Genomic DNA, 21,047 nt, shown 5'->3' with positions numbered 1-21,047 from the left:
AACTGAAATGGCTAACTCCATGCTGGGCGCCGGGTTCTAGAATTTCACCTGCAGCGCGGCGGCCTGATCCACCGGGCTGACCATCGCGTAGTTGTAGCCGCCGCCCGACCAGTAGTCGGCCTGCAAGCCATCGGCACTGCGGCTGCCGCGAGGCAGGAAACCGTTGTTCGGGCCCGGCGGGCGGATGTAGAAGCTGATGCGCCGGCCTTGGGCATCCTGGTACAGCACCATGGCCGCCGCGCCTTGGTCGGTGGTGAGCAGGCGCCCGCTGACCGGCTTGAAACCGGCTTGGCTGAGGTCCGGCAAACGATGGGCTTGATTGAAGTAGCGGTCGAGCCAGGCTTGCATGGTGCCGCGGTCCTGGGCGTTGTAGTCGGCGGGCATGATGCCGTCCTGGGCAAACAGGCGGTAGGCCTGCATGGCGTCGGTCATCGGCAACAGCGGCGGCTGGGTGGCTTCACGGGCGTGCCAACCGCCAAACCCGCCGAGGCTCACGGCGATCAGCAACAACGCCGCCGTGGCCAGGTGCCGACGGGACTGTTTCTTGATGCGCTGGCGAATCAGCGCCGGGTCCAATGCCGGGTTGTGCGGCTGTTGCAGGGCGCCGCTCAACGACGCACGCAGCAACTGCGCATCCTGTTGCCAGGCCTGTACCTGGGCCGCCACTTCGGGGTGGCTGGCCAGCCAGGTTTCAAGCACACGGCGATCATTGTCGAGCAATTGGTGATCGACGTAGGCATGTAAATCGCGTTCGCTGGGGGGCAGGCTGATCATTTGAGTCTCCGCAGGGAAGGGCCGGTCATTTCGCCATCGCTGAGTTGACGTAACGCTTGGCGTGCGCGGGACAGGCGTGACATCACAGTGCCAATGGGTACCTTGAGGATCTCGGCCACTTCCTTGTAGCTCAAGCCCTCGACGGACACCCACAGCAACAGGGCGCGCTGTTCGGTGTTCAGTTGGTCGAAGGCTTGCAGGGTGGATTGGGCCAGCACCGTGCGTTCCACCGAAGGTTGCACGTCATCGCGGCCGGTAAAGAATTCAAGCATGCGCGCATAGCGGCGGCTGCGGCGGTGGGCGTCGAGGAACTGGCGGTAGAGGATCGAAAACAGCCAGGCGCGCAGGTCGCCCTCGATACGTTTATCGGCCCAGGCGACGATGGCGCGCTCCAGGGTCGATTGCACCAGATCATCGGCGCTGCTGCTGTTGCGCGTCAGGGACACGGCAAAACGCCGCAACCTGGGGATGAGTTCACGCAACTGTTCGTCGAGTTCATGCATGGGCGTCTGGCTGGTCACTACGCTGGGACTAGAGAGACGTTCGGCGTTGAAGGTTATTCCCCGTCCCGCAAAATAAATCCAGGGCCTGGGAATAGAGCCAATCGGCGTTCGTCTTAATGCTCCGACCTTATGTTTCAGCCTGAGGCCTCTGGCCCTGGAGTTCCTGCATGGTAGATCACTCATCACCCCCCCGTCCTCCCTTGAGCACTGCGAGCCTGATCGCACGACTCGCCGGCATCGGTGCTGTGGTTGCGGTTGTTGCCGGCGCATTTGCCTACGTCAATGGCACGCTCGACCCACAACGCCTGCGGCCAAAAACCTTGGTCAATGCCCTGGAAACCAATAACGGCGTGCATCCGGGCTTTCGCCGTAACCATGCCAAGGGCGTATGCGTGGCGGGTTATTTCCAGAGCAGTACCGAGGCCCGTGCCTATTCCAGCGCCCAGGTGTTCAGCGAGGCCAAGACCCCGATCATCGGCCGGTTTGCCTTGCCCAGCGGTAACCCCTACGCGCCGGACAGCAGTGTGCCGATTCGCAGTTTCGCCGTGCAGTTCAGCCAGGCCAACGTCCAGCAATGGCGTACGGGGATGAACAGCATGCCGGTGTTCCCGGTGGGCACGCCCGAGGCGTTTTACCAGTTGCTCAAGGCCGGCGCGCCAGACCCGGCCACGGGCAAGCCGAACCCGTCAAGCATGCCGGCGTTTTTCGCCGCACACCCGGAGACAGCGCCATTCCTGGCCTGGGTCAAGACCGCCAAGCCATCGGCCAGTTATGCGACTGAAACCTATAACGGCATCAACGCGTTTTACCTGGTGGCTGCCGATGGTACGCGTCAGGCCGTGCGTTGGGAGGTGGTGCCCCAGAGCCAGGACGCGGCGGGTGATACCACACCTGCTGGCAGTGACTTCCTCGAGCAGGACTTGGTGCGACGCCTGAGCGCCGGGCCGTTGCGTTGGCAGTTGAACATGACCCTGGCCAACCCCGGCGACCCGCTGGACGACGCAAGCAAGCCCTGGACCGGCGCGCACAAGGTACTCAACGCCGGTACGTTGGTGCTGCAAAGCAGCCAGCCTCAGGCAGACGGTGATTGCCGCGATATCAACTTTGACCCGTTGATTCTGCCCAGTGGTATCCAAGCCTCCAACGACCCCTTGCTGGCCGCCCGTTCGGCCGCGTATGCCAGTTCGTACCTGCGCCGCGCCGGTGAAGTCAGCCCGTTGCACAGCGCCCCTCAGGAGTCGAAGCCATGAATGCTCAACCACGGTTCTTTGCGCCCCTGGCGCGCGTGCTGCACTGGCTGATGGCGTTGATGATCATCGCCATGCTGTTTATCGGCGCGGGTTTGGCGGCGTCGGTGTCGGAGCGCCATGAGTGGCTGATCCACCTGCACAAGCCGCTGGGCATTGCGATTCTGGCACTGGTGGTCGTGCGTTTGGTGGTGCGTTTTTCCACGCGTCAGCCGCCGTTGCCAGCGGATTTGCCGGTATGGCAAAGGCTCGCAGCCAAGGCTTCCCATGTGCTGTTGTACGCCTTGATGCTGGTGTTGCCGCTGCTGGGCTGGGCGATGATTTCAGCGGCTGGCGACCCGGTGATGCTGAGCAGTAACCTGCAACTGCCCGCGCTGGTGGGGGCGAATGCGCCGTTGTTCGCGCTGTTGCGCAAGGCCCACGGCTACCTGGCCTATCTGCTGTTTCTCACCGTGCTGGTGCATCTGGCGGCCGCGTTGTTCCACGGTTTGATCCGCCGCGACGGTGTCTTGCAAAGCATGACCGGCAGCAAGGACTGACCGCTCTTGTGGCGAGCGAGCAAGCTCGCTCGCCACAAGAGCTCGCCTCAGGGGTTAGCGCAAGCGCCCGACGATATCGGCGATGCTGCTCAATACGTCCTTGCCCAACTGTTTCGAACGGTCGCCTGACCAACCGGTTTGCGGGTTAGGCGCGTCGTCGTTGTCCTTGAAGGGCATTTCCAGGGTCAGGGACAGGCAGTCGTACTTTTCTCCCACCGCGTTGCAGGCCAGGGTCATGTTGGCTTCGCCGGGGAGGTCACGGGTGTAGCCGTGGGTGGTCTGGAAGTCGCGGGTCAGGTGGCTCAAATGGCTGCGAAAGTGTGTTTCCAGGGCTTCGATGCGCGGGGTGTAGCCGGGGTTGCCTTCGCAGCCGGCGGTGAACACGTAGGGGATCTCTTCATCGCCGTGGATGTCGAGGAACATATCCACGCCGTACTTTTCCATCTGTTGCTGGACGAACAGGACTTCCGGGCTGCGTTCTTGGCTGGCGCTTTGCCAGGCGCGGTTGAGGTCCTGGCCCATGGCGTTGGTGCGCAAGTGGCCATGGAAGGCGCCATCCGGGTTCATGTTCGGTACCAGGTACAGATCGGCGACGGCCAGCAGTTTTTTCAGTTCGGCGTCGCCGTCCTTTTGCAGGCGCTCAATCACGCCCTCCATAAACCATTCGGCCATGTGTTCACCGGGGTGCTGCTGGGCGATGATCCACACCTTGCGCCGGCCTTCGATTCCTTTGCCTCGGCGCAGCAGTTGGATATCGCGGCCTTCAGCGCTCTTGCCGGTGGCCAGCAGGGTGACCCCGGCGTACTTCAGGGCTTGCTCGATCAGCCAGTCGTGGCGTTCACGGCTGTAGGGTTCGAAGTAGGCGAACCAGACGTGCTTTTGCCGGGTCTGGAGGGTGATGTGCAGGATCTCGCCATCAAAGCGCGTCGGTACCCGGAACCAGTTGATATGGTCATAGGACGCCACGGCGTTGTAGCCGCTCCAGGCATGCTTGTAGGACGAGCGCCCTGCGTTGCTCAAGCGAAAGGTATGGGTGTGCCCCACGTGCATGCCTTCGGCCTTGAAGTGGAACCATTGGTAGTGATCGCTGCGGGTGTCGGGTTTGATTGCCAGCAACAACTGATAAGCGTCGCTGGCATCCAGGACCTGGATGTTGCCGCTGTCGAAGTCGGTGCTGATCTTGATAGAGGTCAAGGCCACGGTCATAGTCTGGTTGCCTGAATATGAGTGATGTGGCGGCTATCTTACACAGGCGTTCGGTAAAACCTGGATGCAAAAATTGTTGCAGGGGAGGGGGCGTCATCCGTGACGCCGCCGCAGCTTAGAGTCTATGAGATTGATTCTCAAGCGCTAATTCGCAGAGATACGCGCTAGAGCACTCGGACGACTTTCTTTGGGCGATAGTCTTTTGCTACCATGCGCGCCATCAAGCAACACACAGTCTTCATTAGCCTGAAGCCACGCCAGGAAAACTGGCAAAAAAAAGACCCGGCCAAAGAGCCGGGTCAAAAACCGTGATTAGCCTGATGAGGAGATATTCCAAGAGTCCGACCTAAGGTCTCTTGGTCTATCGACTGATCTCGCGATCAGCTGAGCCCAATAATAATCATTATCATTTGCAAGTCAAATGTTTTTATCCGTGGGATAGAAATATTTTTTTTCATGCCTGCTATGCGTTTGCCGCTGCTCTTGGCGCTTGCAACGACCGCTCCACCATCGCCTTCGCCATATCGATCAAATACACCACCGAAAACGCCAGGTCGCGCTGGTTGCCCTGATGGCTGCACGCCGACTCGTAGGCGGTAGCCGCTGCACTGCGCAACAGGTCCGAGGCGTGTACCAGGGCTTCCTCCTGGCTGACTTCGGGTTTGATCGCGAACATGGCCCCGTCCGCATCGGGCGTCGACCGATTTTCTTTCAAGTAATAGTCCAGTGCGCGCTGGGCCGCGCCACTGTTGCACATGTCGTTTACTTCAGTCAGTTCGGGCGTTGGGTGCGTGCGGGTCGTCATAAGCGGCAGTACTCCGGTGGGTGTCGAAATCCTTGGGCTTGATGATAGTACGTATCGTATTCATGTCGTTTTATGGATTACTACAAACTGTTTATTGCCCGCAAAAATGGGCGCCGTATTGTGATGCGCCATGGATAACTGGATAGCGTTGGTCAAAGCCAACATGAAAGACCGCAAGGTCACGCAGGATGAACTGGCGCAGCGCCTGGGCATGTCCCAGGGCGGCGTCGGCCATTGGCTCAACAAACGCCGCGTGCCGAGCCTGGCGGACATGAACCGCGTGCTGGCCGAACTGGGGTTGGGGTACTTGGAGGTGGCGCTGGAAATTCGTGAGCGGGCTGCGCAAGCGCCAGAACTGGAACCGCACTACAACCCGTATTTCCGCTACCCGGTCAGCGACTGGAAGCAGGCCTGCGAGCTGCGTGAGGAGCGTGCGCCGTATAGAGCCGAGCGCTACGAACTGACCGATTACCACGCTCAAGGCGAGGCATTCTGGCTGCCGGTGACGGGAGACGCCATGACCGCCCCCACGGGCATGAGCATTGCGGCTGGCATGATGATCCTGGTTGACCCGGCCATCGCGCCCGAGCCCGGCAGACTGGTGGTGGCCCAATGGGCCGGTAATCCCCAGGCGACCTTTCGCCAATTGCAGGAAGAAAGCGGCCAGCACTACCTGGTGCCGCTCAACCCCACTTACCCCAAGGTGCTGCTCACCGACGGCTGCCGCCTCCTGGGTGTGGTGGTGCAAGCCACGGCGAAGTTCTAGCCGGCCGCTTCAAGCTCCACCAGCGCGCTGCCTTCGGCCACCATTTCACCTTCCTGGCAGAACAGCGCCTTGACCACCCCGGCGTGGGGCGCACGGATACTGTGTTCCATCTTCATGGCTTCGAGCACCACCAGTTGAGCCCCGGCTTCAACGGTTTGGCCCACCTCTGCGAGCACCCGCACGATGCTGCCGTTCATGGGGGCGGTGAGGCCGCCCTGATGAGATTGATTGGCCTCGACCGCCGCAATCGGATCGAACAGGCTGACGGCATGCATCTCGCCTTCCCAACGCAGGAACAGGCTGCCTTCATTGCGCACTGCCAGATGAGCACGGCGCACGCCCTGATGTTCAGTCAGCAACTGTTCATCGCATAACTGCGCTGTGTGCCCCGCCAGCGTCACCAGCCGGTCCTGCCCATTGCAACTCAGGTGCAGCGACATCTCGGCAGGCAGGCCCGCGCGAAAGCCCTGGCGATTGGCCCAAGGCCCGTCACCCACCGGCAAGCTCTGCATGAACGCCGAGCCCGCCGCTTGCCAGAACTCATCGCTCAAGGCCCCTGGCGTTGGCAACAGCTCATCCTGATAGCGCGGGATAAAGCCAGTGTCCAACTCGGCCGCCGCGAACGCAGGGTGCCCGATGATGCGCCGCAAAAAGCCCAGGTTCGTCTTGAGCCCACCGACCGCAAACTCATCAAGCATGCTCAATAAGCGCAGGCGCGCCTGTTCGCGGTCTTCGCCCCAGGCAATCAACTTGCCGAGCATCGGGTCGTAGAAGGGCGACACGCTGTCCCCTTGCTCGACGCCGCTGTCCACCCGGCGCCCAGGGCCGGGGTTGGACTCGCGATACAGCGCCAGGTGCCCAGTGGCCGGCAGGAAGTCATTGGCCGGGTCCTCGGCATATAGCCGCACTTCAATCGCATGACCGTTCAACGCGACCTGTTCTTGCGTGATCGGCAGCGCCTCGCCCTGGGCAACCCGAATCTGCCAGGCCACCAGGTCGAGGCCGGTAATCGCTTCGGTCACCGGATGCTCCACTTGCAGGCGCGTATTCATCTCCATAAAGAAAAACTCGCCACGGGCGTCCAGCAAAAATTCCACCGTACCCGCGCCGACATAACCGATGGCCTGGGCGGCGCGCACCGCCGCTTCGCCCATGGCCCGACGCTGTTCAACACTCAGGCCTGGCGCCGGGGCTTCTTCCACGACTTTCTGATGGCGCCGCTGGATCGAGCAGTCGCGCTCATTGAGGTACAAACAATGACCCTGCTGGTCGGCAAACACCTGGATCTCGACATGCCGCGGCTTGAGCAGGTATTTCTCCACCAGCATCTGCCCGTTGCCGAAGGACGACAGCGCCTCACGCTGGGCGGAAGCCAGGGCTTCGGCCAATTGGCTGACGTCCTCGACCACTTTCATGCCTTTGCCACCGCCACCCGCCGTGGCCTTGAGCAGCACCGGGTAGCCGATACGCTCACAGGCGGCGCGGAAGGTCTCCAGGTCCTGGGCCTCGCCGTGATAACCCGGCACCAGAGGTACGCCAGCCGTTTCCATCAGAGCCTTGGCCGCGGATTTGCTGCCCATGGCGTCGATGGCCGAGGCGGGCGGGCCGAGGAAGATCAAGCCTGCCGCCTCGATGGCCCGGGCGAAGCCGGCGTTTTCCGAGAGGAAGCCGTAACCGGGGTGAATCGCCTGGGCGCCGCTGGCGTGGGCGGCGGCGATCAGCTTGTCGATTTGCAGGTAACTGTCGGTGGCTTTGCTGCCGCCCAGGTCGACGCGGATATCGGCTTCACGGCTATGGCGGGCATCGCGGTCGATGGCGCTGTGCACAGCCACGGTGGTCAATCCCATGGCCTTGGCGGTGCGCATGACCCGGCAGGCGATTTCGCCACGGTTGGCCACCAGAACGGTGGTGAGTGTGCTCATGAACGCGGCTCCTGGGTTTGCCAACTTGGCGCACGTTTTTGCAGAAACGCGCGCAAACCTTCCTGGCCCTCGGCGCTCACCCGAATGCGCGCAATAGCGTTTTCGCAATAGCGTCGCAATGCGGGGGTGAGGGCCCCGTTGCCCACTTCGCGCAGCAAATCCTTACTGGCACGCATGGCCGCCGGGCTGTTTTGCAGCAGGTTGGTGACCCACTGGTCCACCTGTTGATCCAGGCTCTCGGCCGGATAACTTTCCGCCAGCAAGCCGATCTCCCGTGCGCGTTGGCCGCCGAACCGCTCGGCTGTCAGTGCATAGCGACGGGCAGCGCGTTCGCCGATGGCCTGCACCACGAACGGGCTGATCACCGCCGGTGCCAGGCCGATACGCACTTCTGACAGGCAGAACTGCGCGTCGTCGGCACCGATGGCCATGTCACAGCAGCTGATCAGGCCCAGCGCGCCCCCGTAGGCCGCGCCCTGCACCACCGCCAGCGTGGGGATTTTCAGCTTGGACAGGTTGTACATCAGCTCCGCCAGTTCCCGTGCGTCGTCCAGGTTGGTGTGGTAGTCCAGCTCGGCCGACTGCTGCATCCAGGCCAGGTCGGCACCGGCGCTGAAGTGTTTGCCACGCCCGCGCAGCACCAGGAAACGCAGGGACGGGTCGCCTTGTACGCGGTCAAGGGCCAGGATCAATTCGCGAATCATCTCGGCGTTGAACGCGTTGTTCTTGGCTTCACGGCTGAGCCACAGCGTGGCAAAGCCACGGCTGTCGGTGATCAGTTCGAGGGTGTTGAAATCGCTCATGCAAGGAGCTCCATGATAATGAGAGGCCTCCTGTAGGAGCGAGCTTGCTCGCGAAAGTCGTCAACGATAACGCGGGGCTTCTGAATGACCGCGTTGCCCTGAGGTTCTTCGCGAGCAAGCTCGCTCCTACAGGTTACATGCGGAACACGCCGAAGCGGCTCGGCTCGATGGGGGCGTTCAGTGCGGCAGACAAGGCCAGGGCCAGCACGTCGCGGGTCTGCAGCGGGTCGATCACGCCGTCATCCCACAAGCGCGCGCTGGAGTAGTAAGGGTGGCCCTGGGTTTCATACTGATCGAGGATCGGTTGCTTGATCGCGGCTTCCTCCTCGGCACTGAAACCGTTGCCGGCGCGCTCAGCCTGTTCGCGCTTGACCTGCACCAGCACCCCGGCGGCTTGTTCGGCACCCATCACGCCAATGCGTGCGTTGGGCCAAATCCACAAAAAGCGCGGGTCGTAGGCGCGGCCACACATCCCATAGTTACCCGCGCCAAAGCTGCCGCCGATGATCACGGTAAATTTCGGGACCTTGGCGCACGCCACGGCGGTGACCAGCTTGGCGCCGTGCTTGGCAATGCCGCCGGCTTCGTACTTCTGGCCGACCATAAAGCCGGTGATGTTTTGCAGGAACAGCAGCGGAATCCCGCGCTGGCAGGCCAGTTCGATAAAGTGCGCGCCTTTTTGCGCGGCTTCGGCGAAGAGGATGCCGTTATTGGCCAGGATCGCTATCGGGTAGCCATACAAGTGCGCAAAGCCGCACACCAGGGTCGTGCCGAACAGGGCCTTGAACTCATCGAACACCGAGCCGTCCACCAGCCGTGCGATGACTTCGCGCACATCAAAGGGTTGCTTGGCATCCGCCGGGATCACGCCGTACAACTCTTCGCTGCTGTACAGCGGCGCCACCGGCGGGCGTTGCAACAGCTCACCTTGCTTGCGCCAATTGAGGTTGGCCACGCTGCGCCGAGCCAGGGCCAGGGCGTGTTCATCGCTGTCGGCATAGTGGTCGGCCACGCCGGAGACCTTGCAGTGCACATCGGCACCGCCCAGGTCTTCGGCGCTTACCACTTCACCGGTGGCGGCCTTCACCAGCGGCGGGCCGGCGAGGAAGATGGTGGCTTGCTGGCGCACCATGATCGCTTCGTCGGCCATGGCCGGCACGTAGGCGCCGCCGGCGGTGCACGAGCCCATCACCACGGCAATCTGGGGAATGCCTTGGGCGCTCATATTGGCCTGGTTGAAGAAGATCCGCCCGAAGTGCTCGCGGTCGGGGAACACCTCGTCCTGGCGCGGCAGGTTAGCGCCGCCGGAGTCCACCAGGTAGATACACGGCAGGCGGTTCTGCTCGGCGATGGTCTGGGCGCGCAGGTGTTTTTTGACGGTCAGTGGGTAATAGGAGCCGCCTTTGACCGTCGCATCGTTGACCACGATCATGCATTCGACGCCTTCCACCCGGCCGATGCCGGCAATCACCCCGGCAGCCGGGACGTCTTCGCCATACACCTGGTGGGCGGCCAGTTGGCTCAGCTCGAGAAACGGCGAGCCCGGGTCGAGCAGACGGTTGATACGCTCGCGGGGCAACAGTTTGCCGCGGGAGGTGTGGCGTTCCTGGGCCTTGGCGCCGCCCCCTTGGTGGACGTGGGCGAGCAGGCTGTGCAGGGCGTCGACCTGTTCAAGCATCGCCGCGCGGTTGGCGGCGAATTCCGCCGAGCGCGGGTTGAGCTGGGTGTGCAGGGTGGCCATGGGCGTGCTCCTTCAGCGGGTTTCGTTGAACAGTTCGCGACCGATCAACATCCGCCGAATCTCACTGGTGCCCGCACCAATTTCGTAGAGCTTGGCGTCACGCAGCAGGCGCCCGGCGGGGAATTCATTGATATAGCCATTGCCGCCCAGGATCTGGATCGCATCCAGGGCCATTTGCGTGGCGCGCTCGGCGCTGTAGAGGATCACGCCCGCAGCGTCCTTGCGCGTGGTCTCGCCGCGTTCACACGCCTGGGCCACCGCGTAGAGGTAGGCGCGGCTGGCGTTGAGCTGGGTGTACATATCGGCCACCTTGCCCTGGATCAACTGGAATTCGCCGATGCTCTGGCCGAACTGCTTGCGGTCGTGGATGTAGGGCACGATCAAGTCCATGCATGCCTGCATGATCCCGGTAGGGCCACCGGAGAGCACCACGCGCTCGTAGTCCAGGCCGCTCATCAACACTTTCACGCCGCCATTGAGCACGCCGAGGATGTTTTCTTCGGGTACCTCGACGTCGTCGAAAAACAGCTCGCAGGTGTTGGAGCCGCGCATGCCCAGCTTGTCGAATTTATTGCTGCGGCTGAAGCCTTTCCAGTCGCGCTCGACGATGAAGGCGGTGATGCCGTGGGGGCCTTTTTCCAGATCGGTCTTGGCGTAGATCACATAGGTGTTGGCGTCCGGGCCGTTGGTGATCCAGGTCTTGCTGCCATTGAGTACGTAATGGTCGCCGCGCTTGTCGGCGCGCAGTTTCATCGACACCACGTCGGAACCGGCATTCGGCTCGCTCATGGCCAGGGCGCCGATGTGTTCGCCGCTGATCAGCTTGGGCAGGTACTTGAGTTTTTGTGCGTGGTTGCCGTTGCGGTTGATCTGGTTGACGCACAGGTTGGAGTGCGCCCCGTAGGACAACGCCACCGAGGCCGAGCCACGGCTGATTTCTTCCATGCTCACCACATGGGCCAGGTAACCCAGGCCGGCACCGCCGTATTCCTCGGGCACGGTGATGCCCAGCAGGCCCATGTCGCCGAACTTGCGCCACAGGTCGGCGGGGAACAGGTTGTCGATGTCGATCTGGGCCGCGCGCGGTGCGATCTCCTTGGCCACGAAGGACTGCACCTGGTCGCGCAGCATGTCGATGGTCTCGCCGAGGGCGAAGTTCAGGGACGGGTAACTCATGGACAGGCACCTTAATGTGAGCTTTGTTGTTGTGTGGGCAGGGCGCGGGAGGAGGGCGCTCACCTTTACGTTAACGTAAGCTTGCGTTACGGCGCTGTCAATCGTAGTTTACGTATACGTCAACCTACAAAAAAGATAACAGGGGTCGTTATGGATCAACCGAACCAGAGTTACAGCCGTGGCTCCCAGGACAAGACCTTGCTGGCCATGACCATCGGCCAGGCGTTCGATCACACCGTCGCGCAATATCCTGATGGCGAAGCCTTGGTGGTCCGTCACCAACAGCGGCGCTACACCTGGCGGCAACTGGCCGAGACGGTTGATCTGCACGCTCGGGCGTTTCTCGCCCTGGGTATGCAAGTCGGCGACCGCCTGGGGATATGGGCACCCAATTGCGCCGAGTGGCTGGTCTGCCAGATGGCGAGCGCCAAGCTCGGGGTGATCCTGGTCAATATCAACCCGGCCTATCGCAGCGGCGAGTTGGACTATGTGCTCAAGCAATCCGGCTGCCAATGGCTGGTATGCGCCGGTTCGTTCAAGAGCTCCGATTACCACGCCATGCTCCAGGCGCTGAAGCCCGACCTGCGCAGCCTCATCAGCCTCGACCCCAGCCCGCCGCCGGGGTTCTTGCCCTGGTCGCAGTTAGCGGCCCTTGGCGCAGGCGTGCCGGTGGAGCAACTACACAGCCGCCAGGCCAGCCTGCATTTCGATCAACCGGTGAACATCCAGTACACCTCCGGCACCACTGGCTTTCCCAAGGGCGCCACCCTCAGTCACCACAACATCCTCAATAACGGTTACATGGTTGGTGAAAGCCTGGGCCTGACGGCAGGGGACCGTCTGGTGATCCCGGTGCCGCTGTATCACTGCTTCGGCATGGTCATGGGTAACCTCGGTTGCATTACCCATGGCACCACCATGATCTATCCCAATGACGGTTTCGACCCGTTGCTGACGCTGACTGCCGTCGCTGAAGAACGAGCCACCGGCCTGTATGGCGTGCCGACCATGTTTATCGCCCTGCTTGATCACCCACGCCGGGCCGAGTTCGACTTGGCCAGCCTGCGCACCGGCATCATGGCCGGGGCGACATGCCCTATCGAAGTGATGCGCCGGGTCATCCACGAACTGCACATGCGTGAAGTGCAGATCGCCTACGGCATGACCGAAACCAGCCCGGTGTCGCTGCAGACCGGCGCGGATGACGATATAGAACGGCGTGTCACCACGGTGGGCCGCACCCAGCCGCAACTGGAAACCAAGATTGTCGACGAGGCCGGTAACACCGTGGCCCGCGGTGTGATCGGTGAGCTGTGCACCCGAGGCTATAGCGTGATGCTCGGTTACTGGAACAACCCTGAAGGCACCTGCGGGGCCATCGATGATGCCGGCTGGATGCACACTGGCGACCTGGCAACCATGGATGAGCAGGGGTACGTGTGCATTGCCGGGCGTAACAAGGACATGATCATTCGTGGGGGCGAGAATGTGTACCCGCGCGAGCTGGAAGAGTTTTTCTTTACCCATCCGGCCGTGGCGGACGTGCAGATCATTGGCATTCCGGATGAGCGCTATGGCGAAGAGATCGTGGCCTGGATCAAATTCCATCCCGGCCAGATGGCCAACGAGCTGGAACTGTTGAGCTGGTGCAAGGACCGTATCGCCCATTTCAAGACACCCAGGCATTTCAAATTCGTGGATGAGTTTCCGATGACGGTGACGGGCAAGATTCAGAAATTTCGCATGCGCGAGATCAGCATTGAGGAGTTGGCGTCTGTCCGCGAATGAGCGGTAGCGGCCTGTATACCCTGAGTGCGAGGTAGATGAATACCGCTGTTTGAAAAGCGAATGACCGCAGATTGGTCGTTTGTTCTATCAAATGGAATTCGGTAAATGAGTGAGCTTGATCAACCTGGCAGCAGTCAATCATTGGCGGTTCGGAGCGTGCATACACGGGTGATACAGGATCGGTTGCCATCCTGGTATGGCGCCGCCGACCTCAAGCGTAAAAAGGAGTTTTCTGAAACGCAATTCACGATGCCGCAATGGTATGGAGCGCTTTCGCCGGACAGGAAATCGGCACTGAGTGACGCTTATGCGCGTAGCTTCCAATCGCTGAACCGGCTGGATAGTGTTTTTAACGGGCTAGAAGGTGTCATAGCGTTTTCCGAGCCGCTGCTGGTGGCGGCACTGAAAGAAAAGTTTGCTGGAGACTACGATGTAAAACGGCTGTTCTTCGCGCGTAAGGCGTTCATGCCCCCCGATCGTTCAAAGGTCGGTAGCATTGAAGCTTCCGGGTATTGCTACTACCAAGGCGTGAGCCTAATCGAGGCGGCGCTGGGCAATTTTGCCCTGGAAGACACGTTTGAGAAGGCCGACGGGAGCGTCAGCCTTGTCACTCGCTATGATTTCCATGAGCACGCTGGGCGCGGCACATTCAACGAGTCGGACGTTCTCCACCGTAAAGTCTCGATAGCGCCGCATGCGTTCGCCAGCCTGTGCCGCGAATTGGACTTGGGAGGGCGCTACCAGGCCCATGTCGAGTCGTTCATTAGCCCACTGGACCTCCCTGGAACCGAGATGGGCAGCAAGACCAGGGCTGTGCGTAACCTTATGGTGAATGCGACCCGGCATCAGTTGCAATTCGCCGCTGAGGTCGCAGTTGGGTGCGGGGACATCCGTCACGATGCCTACCAACTGATACAACAGCTGATGAGACGTCAGCAGGGTCTGCAATGGCGTGGTAAGGCAGTCACCTTTTCCAGCTTGAACTTCCTGGGGCAACCGCTTCAGCAAATCATCGTCATCGGTCATGTGAATATTCACTATCCCGTGCGCGGTAATGTGGTGTTCTTGAGCGAGCCTTGCCTGGCGTTTATTCCGGGAGACCCCGTTTGCATGCTGAAGGAGTACACGGACCTGGCGGCGCTCAAGTTTGATTTGGTCGAGCGACTATGCATGGCCAGCTATCGGCAGTTTTTCTGTCAGTTCATACCCCACGAGCGGCAGGGGGATTTTTTTTCCAGGCTCAAGCAGCATCTCGATCCCACTGGGCAGTTGGCAGAGTTTGAAGACTTCGACTCGAGCAAGAAAAATATAAAGTCGCTCACCGCCAGCTACGGAACGCGTTATTCCTTGCTCTGGCAGGACCATTCGCGGAAAAAGCTGGACTTGATGCTGAGCAACGCCCGAGCGATGGCCGTCTCCACCGACGCTGCGGACGTGCGCGCGCGTAACGCCTGGCTGGTCAGGTTGGGCAGTACCGCGTTGAATGTATTAAACGTGGCTGTCTTTGTCTTTCCAGAGCTGGCACCCGTTATGTTGGTGGTCGGCGCATTGCAAATGTTGCAAGAGGTCGCCTCGGGTATAGAGGCCTGGGAGGAGGGGGATAAGAAAGCGGCCTGGGCTCACGTTTCAGCCATTGGCTTCAATGTGGCGATCGCCGTCGTGGGCGCCAGATTGTTACCCTGGGCCAAGAGCGCATTTGTCGAGAGCCTGGCCCATGTGCGTTGTCCTGACGGAAATATCCGCCTGCATGCGCCTGATCTGAGGCCCTACCAGCAACAGGTATCGATTCCTGAGGAACTCACTGTAAATGGGGACGGGCTGATTGAACATGAAGGAGGGTTGTACCTGCGGGAAAACACGGCGTATTACCGGGTGGAGCAGGTCGGGTCAGGTAATGACTACAAGATCTTGCATCCACACGATCCGAAAGCCTATACCCCACGGGTAAGCCGTACGAGCGCCGAGGCCTGGGCCCATGAGCACGAGAACCCGTTGGCACTGACCGAGTCGCAGTTGATGCGTCGGTTGGGCCCGGTGGCTGAGCGTTTTGCTGATGAGCCGCTCAAGCTCAACCGCATCATGCAAATGGCTGCAATCGACGTGGACATGCTGCGCAAGGTGCATGTCCATCAGTCAGCACTGCCTGCGCTGCTGGCCGATACCTTGAAGCGATTTGAAATAGACAGTGTGGCAGCACAGGAGTCCGGCACTGTCAGCGCTTCACGAAGGGCGGCGTATCAGTCTGAGCTTTTCGCCCAGCGTTATATCGCAGCCGAGAGCGCAGGTAGCGAGCTCGCAAAACTAATCAAACGTTCATTCCCCTCGCTGCCCAAGGCGGTGGTCGAAGAGCTGTTGAACGGTGCCAATGGCGCAGAAATGCAGATGCTCACGGAACACAATCGCCTGCCATTGCGCCTGGCTGAAGAGGCTCGCCATTATCAACAACAAGTACGTCTGGCGCGGGCTTATGAAGGGCTGTATCGCAAAACCCTGGGCAATGACGACGCACAACGCATGGTACTGCACAGCCTGAATAAGCTGCCTGGTTGGCCATCCGACTTGCGCATCGATATCGTTGAACGGCTGCCCGCAGGAGAGCGTCTGCTGGATTCGTTGGGACCAGAGAATGCGGCCGTCAAGCGTCGCTTTATCAAGTTTGGCCCCAAGAACCTTTATGAAGTCCAGGACGACAAGTTTGCGGTGTTGAATTCGCAGGCTGATATTTATGGGGCTGTCCAGTCAGCGGTTTCGCCCGAAGCGTGGAGATCGATGAAACTGACTACCCATGATGGTGGTGCGAGCCTGAAGCAGGCGTTGGAGCAAATGCCACTGATGCCGCGCAAGGAACTGCGCAGGTTGTTACGGATGCAGCCTGTCAAACCACGCTACAAACCACCAATGCGCCTGGCTGATGGGCGTGTGGGTTACCCCTTGAGTCCGGTAGGTGCAGCGGGCCGTCGGCCTTATGCGTGTGAAAAGGCAGCGCTAGACCTTTATCCAACCCAGTCCATTGAGCAGGTGGAGCAGATGTGGGGGCTGCAAGGCGTCGGCGATATTGAGTTCCTGGCAAAAATGGAAGAACTCAATCGCGAATTTACGAAATTCAAGGCCGACCTGGATGCGTGGCGCGACGCAGGTGAGTGGCAACAGCGCAGGACCCGGGGCCGGGTGGCCAATATTCTCAAAGACGCATGGCAACGCAGGTCGCCGCAACAGGCTCTGGTTGCCGAGCAGGAGCCTATGAGGTACATCCTGCGTTTGGCCGATGAGCAAGTCGGTGAGTTGCCGCCGATCACAGCGAATATGGATCATGTGGACTGTCTGGACTTATCGAGAATGTATCTTTCGGATGCATCCTTGCCTTTCTTAAGCGCATTTGGCGATTTGCGTTGGTTGGATATCAGCAACAACAACTTCATGCGTCTGCCGGAGTTTGCCAACGGTGGTGAGGGTTTGGTCACGATCAATGCGAGCGGCAACGATATTCGGCTGACGGCGCCAAGCCAGGCGCAGCTTGAGGGCATGCAGCGTTTGACCACGCTGAACCTCTCCGATAACCGTCACTTGGGATGGACCGCCGACCTGAGCAACATGCGTGACTTGAACCGACTGAACCTGGCGAATACCGGAACCACAATGTTCCCCAGAGGCGCCGAACGCCTGCACAACCTGGAATGGATTGATCTTCATACAAACGCTATTACTCAGTTGCCTGAGTACGCCATCGAGCATCCGGACCGAATCAACGTGCATGACAATCTCGTAGCGGGCATGCACGTTGCCGGTGACCACGTTACGCGTGCCGACGCGCGCAGGTTGTGGCTTCACGATACGCCCCCGCACATGCAGGCCAGCCGCAGTGAAATGTGGGACCTGCTCAGCGCCATGCCTGAGGCGTCGGCGTTTTTCACTGTGGTGGCGGACACAACACGTTGTGCAGAGTACCGGTCCGGAGTTACCCGGCCGCCACTGGCGGAACGCGTCTGGGACATGATTGAAGCGGTCCATGAAAGCCACCAGACCCGGGATGTACTGTTTCAATCAGCCGACCGTCGCGTGACCTGCGGTGATGGGAGTGCGCTTGAGTTCATGAACCTGGAAGTTGAGCTGTTGGTGGAAAAAGCGCTCGAGAAGGTGGGGACGCATGAAATTGAAGCGACCCTGATCGGCACCGCAGAGCGGTTATTTCGCCTGATGTTGGTGGATACCATCGCTCAGCGTGATGTCGAGGCGCGAGGAACGGGCTTTGCGGAGCAGGCCGAAGTCATTCTTGCCTATCGGACTGGCTTGGCCACGAGATTGGATTTACCCGTCAAATCCGTTGAAATGCTCTATCGCCCTATCGCTGGTGTGAGCCCCGAAACCCTTGATGCTACTTATGTACAAGTGCTTGAGGACGGAAAAAATATCAGCGAAAAGAGCCATTTTTTTGTGGACATGGAGTTTTGGAGAAACCACCTTCGCGCCCAATACCCACAGGAGCTCAACACCCTAACGACTGACGATTTTGCAGCGATCACTGAAAAACAAGAGGCGTTGGAAAAGGTGGCCGACCTGCAGCAAACGCAAGGTGACCACCTGGTGCCAGATGCAAGACAGGCATGGCAGCTGGAGCACGAGACAGCGGTGAACAGAGTTGCCAGCCTGTTGGGTAAAAGCCGGGGTCAAATTCTGATCGACGGATCCATGACCGATGCTTTTTATGATCAGCAAATGAAACAACTGGGTGCGCAGCGACAATCCAGGGAAACAACGGCGATGCAGGCCTTGACGGTCACGGTGCTTAACAATTTCTCGGCGAAGAAGGCGGCATCCGCTTAAGCCAAATAAATGCAGACAGCACAAAGGGGACCCGAAGGTCCCCTTTAATTTGTCGTTGCGTGCTCTTTTCTTATTATTGAGGGGCGGCCTGTTGTTGTTTTTGGTAGCCGTGGCCCGTACCGCTTTTTTTGGCGACCCCCATCCGGGGTCAAGAGCAAACGTATTTTTTTGAGCGCTGATCTGCTTCTTCGTAAACGATCCAACCAGTGGGTAGCTACCTGAGGTAGTTTTATTTTTCTCTATCCGGTTGCGGGTTGCGGCATGCCGTACCCTGGGAAGCACATCTTCTCCAAAAAAATCTGTTAGCTGCGTCTCTGCCGTGTTGTTTTTGTTATCTCAGAGTCGTTTCGTCTTATTTTTATTAGGTTTGGCGCTTTTTATTCTTGTTATGCCATAGAGATAGCAGAAGGCGTGCCAACTTTTAAAAAGCATTTAAAATCAATAGGTTGGTTTTTGTGAGGTCAATAGTTTTGCCTAGCCATGACGAATTCTGTTCCCGCATTACCCGTTGTGCAGGTGTGCGGTAACACATTGTCACAGCTGTGCTACTCAACGGGCGTTACGTACCTTCGCAACGCGGGACCCGGTAGGTCGCCCCAGGACGTGACTGATCTGCTGGCCCGCGCCGATCAAGCGTTCCAGGTCGATCCCCGTTTCGATCCCCAAACCGTTGAGCAGGTACAACACGTCTTCGGTGGCAACGTTACCGCTGGCGCCCTTGGCGTAAGGGCAGCCGCCGAGGCCCGCAATAGAGCTGTCGAACACATTGATACCTTCCAGCAGGCTGGCATAGATATTCGCGATGGCCTGCCCGTAGGTGTCATGGAAATGCCCGGCCAGCTTGTCCCTTGGCACTTGCGCGCCGACCACGTCGAACAGGCGCCGGGTAGCGCCCGCCGTGCCCGTGCCGATGGTATCGCCCAGGGACACTTCATAGCAGCCGATGGCGTACAGCTCACGGGCGACTGCGGCCACTTGCTCCGGGGCGATATCGCCTTCGTAAGGGCAGCCCAACACGCACGACACATAGCCGCGCACGCTGACGCCGTGCTGCTTGGCGGCGGCCATGATCGGTGCGAAGCGCTCCAGGCTTTCGCTGATGGAGCAATTGATATTGCGCTGGGAAAACGCCTCGGACGCCGCCGCAAACACCGCGACTTCCGTGACCCCGGCCGCCAGCGCATCCTCGAACCCACGCAGGTTCGGTGCCAGTGCGCCATAGGTCACGCCGGGCTTGCGCTGGATCTGCGCAAAGACTTCGGCGGAACCGGCCATTTGCGGCACCCATTTGGGCGAGACAAAACTGCCGACTTCGATATAGCTCAAGCCAGCGGCGCTCAAGGCGTCTACCAATCGGACTTTATCCGCCACGCTGATGGGCTGGGCTTCGTTCTGCAAACCGTCGCGCGGGCCGACTTCAACCAGGCGTACGTGGGAGGGGAGGGACATGGCAGTTACCTTCTGGTCAATGGCCGGCTTGGCTGATGGTCTGCGCCAGCGCCTGGGTGCAACGCTCTTCAGCGGTGTCCAGTTCCAGCTTCATCTGTTCGATATCCAGCAGTTGCTGTTCCAGCTGTTCACGGCGTTCGGCGATCTTGGCCAGCATGCTGTTGAGTTGGATCTGGTTGCCGCCGGTGGGGTCGTAGAGTTCGATCAGTTCGCGGCACTCGGCCAGGGAGAAGCCGATGCGTTTGCCGCGCAGGATCAGCTTGAGGCTGACCTTGTCCCGCGCCGAGTAAATGCGCTCCTGGCCCCGACGTTCGGGGGCCAGCAGGCCTTGTTCTTCATAGAAACGAATGGCGCGGGTGGTGATGTCGAGCTCGCGGGCGAGGTCGGAGATGCTGTAGGTGGTGCTCATGGCGATGCTCAAGGAAGTCTTGGCGCTAAGCTAATTGCAGGTTGACGTAAACGTCAAGGCTGCAGGACTTTCTTTTCCTGGGCCGTCACCTGCTGGCACAACTCGATCATTTGTTCACGCATCCAGCGGTTCGCCGGGTCCTGGTCGGTGCTTTCGTGCCAGTACAAATGGGTTTCCACCGGCGGCACGTTGTTGACCGGCAGATGGAACCAGTGCAGCTCATGACGGCGAGCGAAACGCTCGGGCACGGTCATCACCATGTCAGTCTGTTGCAGCACCTGGGAGGCCATCAGGTAATGCTGGGAACGCAGGGCGATCTTGCGCTGGATGCCCATCTTGCCCAGGGCCAGGTCCACATAGCCCAAACCGTTGCGACGGCTGGAGATATGGATATGGGTCAGTGACAGGTAATCATCCAGGGTGAATTTGTCCTTGCCCGCCATCGGGTGGCCCTTGCGCATGGCGCACACGTAGCGGTCTTCCATCAGCTTGACGTGACGCACCTGCGGGTCGGTGTTGAGCGGCGCATCCACGGCAAAATCCAGGCGCCCGGCCGCCAGTTCCTTAGTGGTTTCGCGGCGTTTGGACAGGAAACTCTCGATCACCACCGTCGGCGCCAGGCGACGCAGGCGCTGGAACAGCAGCGGCAGGATCACGGCCTCGGTCAGGTCGGTCATGCTGATGCGGTAAGTCTTGGCCGCCTGCTGCGGGTTGAAGATGCGGCTTTCCTGCACCGACACGCGCAGCAACGACAACGCATTGCGCACCGGGCCGATGATGTTCTGCGCCATAGGCGTAGGCACCATGCCTTGGGCGGTGCGCACGAACAGCGGGTCGTTGAAGGTCTCGCGCAACCGTGCCAGGGCGTTGGACACCGCCGGCTGGGTGATGCCGACGATCTGCCCGGCGCGGGTCAGGTTGGCCTCGGTGTAAATCGCATCGAAGACGATGAAGAGGTTGAGATCGACCTTGCTCAGATTCATTTCGTTGCGCTCTTATTGTGAGGTGCTCATACGCCGATCATATATCGGTGATGAATGTTAATACATGGCGAGAATAGGCTAGGTAAATTATCAACGCTGTTCTAGCATCGAATGC

16 protein-coding genes are annotated in these 21,047 nt (G+C 60.1%); 5 read left to right on the top strand and 11 right to left on the bottom strand.

The features are described 5' to 3' along the window. Positions 1-36: 36 nt before the first annotated feature. Together BUE92_RS24040 and BUE92_RS24035 are read right to left on the bottom strand one after the other, a co-directional pair. Entirely contained in the window at positions 37-774 is a 738-nt protein-coding gene (locus BUE92_RS24040) for an anti-sigma factor family protein (RefSeq protein ID WP_073526688.1), read from the bottom strand. Then, positions 771-1,277, bottom strand: a complete 507-nt coding sequence (locus BUE92_RS24035) for a sigma-70 family RNA polymerase sigma factor (protein WP_073526687.1) — start codon at positions 1,275-1,277, stop codon at positions 771-773. The genes BUE92_RS24040 and BUE92_RS24035 overlap by 4 nt, the downstream gene beginning before the upstream one ends. Before the next feature lie 167 nt (positions 1,278-1,444). Here BUE92_RS24035 and BUE92_RS24030 point away from each other — a divergent pair, with 167 nt between their 5' ends. Next, positions 1,445-2,527: a catalase family peroxidase gene (locus BUE92_RS24030; RefSeq protein WP_073526686.1), complete on the top strand. Its 1,083-nt coding sequence runs from the start codon at positions 1,445-1,447 to the stop codon at positions 2,525-2,527. Next, a complete protein-coding gene (locus BUE92_RS24025; protein ID WP_073526685.1) occupies positions 2,524-3,063 on the top strand; it encodes a cytochrome b in 540 nt (179 codons plus the stop codon). Before BUE92_RS24030 ends, BUE92_RS24025 begins: the two co-directional genes overlap by 4 nt. A gap of 54 nt (positions 3,064-3,117) precedes the next feature. On the opposite strand, the gene BUE92_RS24020 is transcribed toward BUE92_RS24025, so the two are convergent. Both BUE92_RS24020 and BUE92_RS24015 read right to left on the bottom strand, forming a co-directional pair. Continuing rightward, on the bottom strand, positions 3,118-4,269 hold the full coding sequence (locus tag BUE92_RS24020) for a M14 family metallopeptidase (RefSeq protein WP_073526684.1): 1,152 nt from the start codon (positions 4,267-4,269) through the stop codon (positions 3,118-3,120). Between the two features lie 463 nt (positions 4,270-4,732). Then, positions 4,733-5,026 (bottom strand): DUF6124 family protein, encoded by a 294-nt coding sequence (locus BUE92_RS24015; protein ID WP_073527209.1) that lies wholly within the window; start codon positions 5,024-5,026, stop codon positions 4,733-4,735. Between the two features lie 178 nt (positions 5,027-5,204). On the opposite strand from BUE92_RS24015, the gene BUE92_RS24010 reads away from it, so the two are divergent. Beyond that, positions 5,205-5,840 carry a LexA family protein gene (locus BUE92_RS24010; protein ID WP_073526683.1) on the top strand — a complete coding sequence of 212 codons (636 nt, stop codon included), beginning with the start codon at positions 5,205-5,207 and terminating at the stop codon, positions 5,838-5,840. Here the strand turns inward: BUE92_RS24010 and BUE92_RS24005 are convergent. From BUE92_RS24005 to BUE92_RS23990, 4 genes are all read right to left on the bottom strand, one after another. Further along, positions 5,837-7,762, bottom strand: coding sequence for an acetyl/propionyl/methylcrotonyl-CoA carboxylase subunit alpha (locus BUE92_RS24005; protein WP_073526681.1), 1,926 nt, complete (start codon positions 7,760-7,762; stop codon positions 5,837-5,839). The genes BUE92_RS24010 and BUE92_RS24005 overlap by 4 nt on opposite strands. Beyond that, positions 7,759-8,565, bottom strand: coding sequence for a gamma-carboxygeranoyl-CoA hydratase (locus BUE92_RS24000; protein WP_073526680.1), 807 nt, complete (start codon positions 8,563-8,565; stop codon positions 7,759-7,761). The genes BUE92_RS24005 and BUE92_RS24000 overlap by 4 nt, the downstream gene beginning before the upstream one ends. 133 nt (positions 8,566-8,698) lie before the next feature. Next, positions 8,699-10,306 (bottom strand): carboxyl transferase domain-containing protein, encoded by a 1,608-nt coding sequence (locus tag BUE92_RS23995; protein WP_073526679.1) that lies wholly within the window; start codon positions 10,304-10,306, stop codon positions 8,699-8,701. Positions 10,307-10,318: 12 nt separating this feature from the next. After that, positions 10,319-11,482 (bottom strand): isovaleryl-CoA dehydrogenase, encoded by a 1,164-nt coding sequence (locus BUE92_RS23990; protein WP_032896578.1) that lies wholly within the window; start codon positions 11,480-11,482, stop codon positions 10,319-10,321. A 150-nt stretch (positions 11,483-11,632) separates the two neighbouring features. Between BUE92_RS23990 and BUE92_RS23985 the strand changes: the two genes are divergently transcribed. Together BUE92_RS23985 and BUE92_RS23980 are read left to right on the top strand one after the other, a co-directional pair. Further along, positions 11,633-13,270 (top strand): AMP-binding protein, encoded by a 1,638-nt coding sequence (locus BUE92_RS23985; RefSeq protein WP_073526678.1) that lies wholly within the window; start codon positions 11,633-11,635, stop codon positions 13,268-13,270. A 105-nt stretch (positions 13,271-13,375) separates the two neighbouring features. After that, on the top strand, positions 13,376-18,091 hold the full coding sequence (locus BUE92_RS23980) for an NEL-type E3 ubiquitin ligase domain-containing protein (RefSeq protein ID WP_256673999.1): 4,716 nt from the start codon (positions 13,376-13,378) through the stop codon (positions 18,089-18,091). Positions 18,092-18,640: 549 nt separating this feature from the next. Here BUE92_RS23980 and BUE92_RS23975 read toward each other — a convergent pair. Genes BUE92_RS23975 through BUE92_RS23965 form a run of 3 tightly spaced genes read right to left on the bottom strand, consistent with a single transcriptional unit; the run spans position 18,641 to position 20,932 of the window. Next, complete coding sequence (locus BUE92_RS23975; RefSeq protein WP_073526677.1) at positions 18,641-19,540, bottom strand: hydroxymethylglutaryl-CoA lyase; 900 nt, start codon at positions 19,538-19,540, stop codon at positions 18,641-18,643. A gap of 16 nt (positions 19,541-19,556) precedes the next feature. Continuing rightward, complete coding sequence (locus BUE92_RS23970; RefSeq protein WP_003192195.1) at positions 19,557-19,949, bottom strand: MerR family transcriptional regulator; 393 nt, start codon at positions 19,947-19,949, stop codon at positions 19,557-19,559. Positions 19,950-20,002: 53 nt separating this feature from the next. After that, a complete protein-coding gene (locus BUE92_RS23965) occupies positions 20,003-20,932 on the bottom strand; it encodes a LysR family transcriptional regulator (RefSeq protein ID WP_057974929.1) in 930 nt (309 codons plus the stop codon). Positions 20,933-21,047 lie beyond the last annotated feature (115 nt).

This window comes from Pseudomonas fluorescens (genome assembly GCF_001902145.1).
Taxonomy (GTDB): domain Bacteria; phylum Pseudomonadota; class Gammaproteobacteria; order Pseudomonadales; family Pseudomonadaceae; genus Aquipseudomonas; species Aquipseudomonas fluorescens_BV.
The sequence above is the reverse complement of the archived record's forward strand: the minus strand, read 5'-3'. Positions and strand labels throughout refer to the sequence as shown.

Bases quoted from the DNA above. Each gene is read 5' to 3' on its own strand.
- BUE92_RS24040 (WP_073526688.1), bottom strand. From the start codon at position 774: ATGATCAGCCTGCCCCCCAGCGAACGCGATTTACATGCCTACGTCGAT.
- BUE92_RS24035 (WP_073526687.1), bottom strand. From the start codon at position 1,277: ATGCATGAACTCGACGAACAGTTGCGTGAACTCATCCCCAGGTTGCGG.
- BUE92_RS24030 (WP_073526686.1), top strand. From the start codon at position 1,445: ATGGTAGATCACTCATCACCCCCCCGTCCTCCCTTGAGCACTGCGAGC.
- BUE92_RS24025 (WP_073526685.1), top strand. From the start codon at position 2,524: ATGAATGCTCAACCACGGTTCTTTGCGCCCCTGGCGCGCGTGCTGCAC.
- BUE92_RS24020 (WP_073526684.1), bottom strand. From the start codon at position 4,269: ATGACCGTGGCCTTGACCTCTATCAAGATCAGCACCGACTTCGACAGC.
- BUE92_RS24015 (WP_073527209.1), bottom strand. From the start codon at position 5,026: ATGTGCAACAGTGGCGCGGCCCAGCGCGCACTGGACTATTACTTGAAA.
- BUE92_RS24010 (WP_073526683.1), top strand. From the start codon at position 5,205: ATGGATAACTGGATAGCGTTGGTCAAAGCCAACATGAAAGACCGCAAG.
- BUE92_RS24005 (WP_073526681.1), bottom strand. From the start codon at position 7,762: ATGAGCACACTCACCACCGTTCTGGTGGCCAACCGTGGCGAAATCGCC.
- BUE92_RS24000 (WP_073526680.1), bottom strand. From the start codon at position 8,565: ATGAGCGATTTCAACACCCTCGAACTGATCACCGACAGCCGTGGCTTT.
- BUE92_RS23995 (WP_073526679.1), bottom strand. From the start codon at position 10,306: ATGGCCACCCTGCACACCCAGCTCAACCCGCGCTCGGCGGAATTCGCC.
- BUE92_RS23990 (WP_032896578.1), bottom strand. From the start codon at position 11,482: ATGAGTTACCCGTCCCTGAACTTCGCCCTCGGCGAGACCATCGACATG.
- BUE92_RS23985 (WP_073526678.1), top strand. From the start codon at position 11,633: ATGGATCAACCGAACCAGAGTTACAGCCGTGGCTCCCAGGACAAGACC.
- BUE92_RS23980 (WP_256673999.1), top strand. From the start codon at position 13,376: ATGAGTGAGCTTGATCAACCTGGCAGCAGTCAATCATTGGCGGTTCGG.
- BUE92_RS23975 (WP_073526677.1), bottom strand. From the start codon at position 19,540: ATGTCCCTCCCCTCCCACGTACGCCTGGTTGAAGTCGGCCCGCGCGAC.
- BUE92_RS23970 (WP_003192195.1), bottom strand. From the start codon at position 19,949: ATGAGCACCACCTACAGCATCTCCGACCTCGCCCGCGAGCTCGACATC.
- BUE92_RS23965 (WP_057974929.1), bottom strand. From the start codon at position 20,932: ATGAATCTGAGCAAGGTCGATCTCAACCTCTTCATCGTCTTCGATGCG.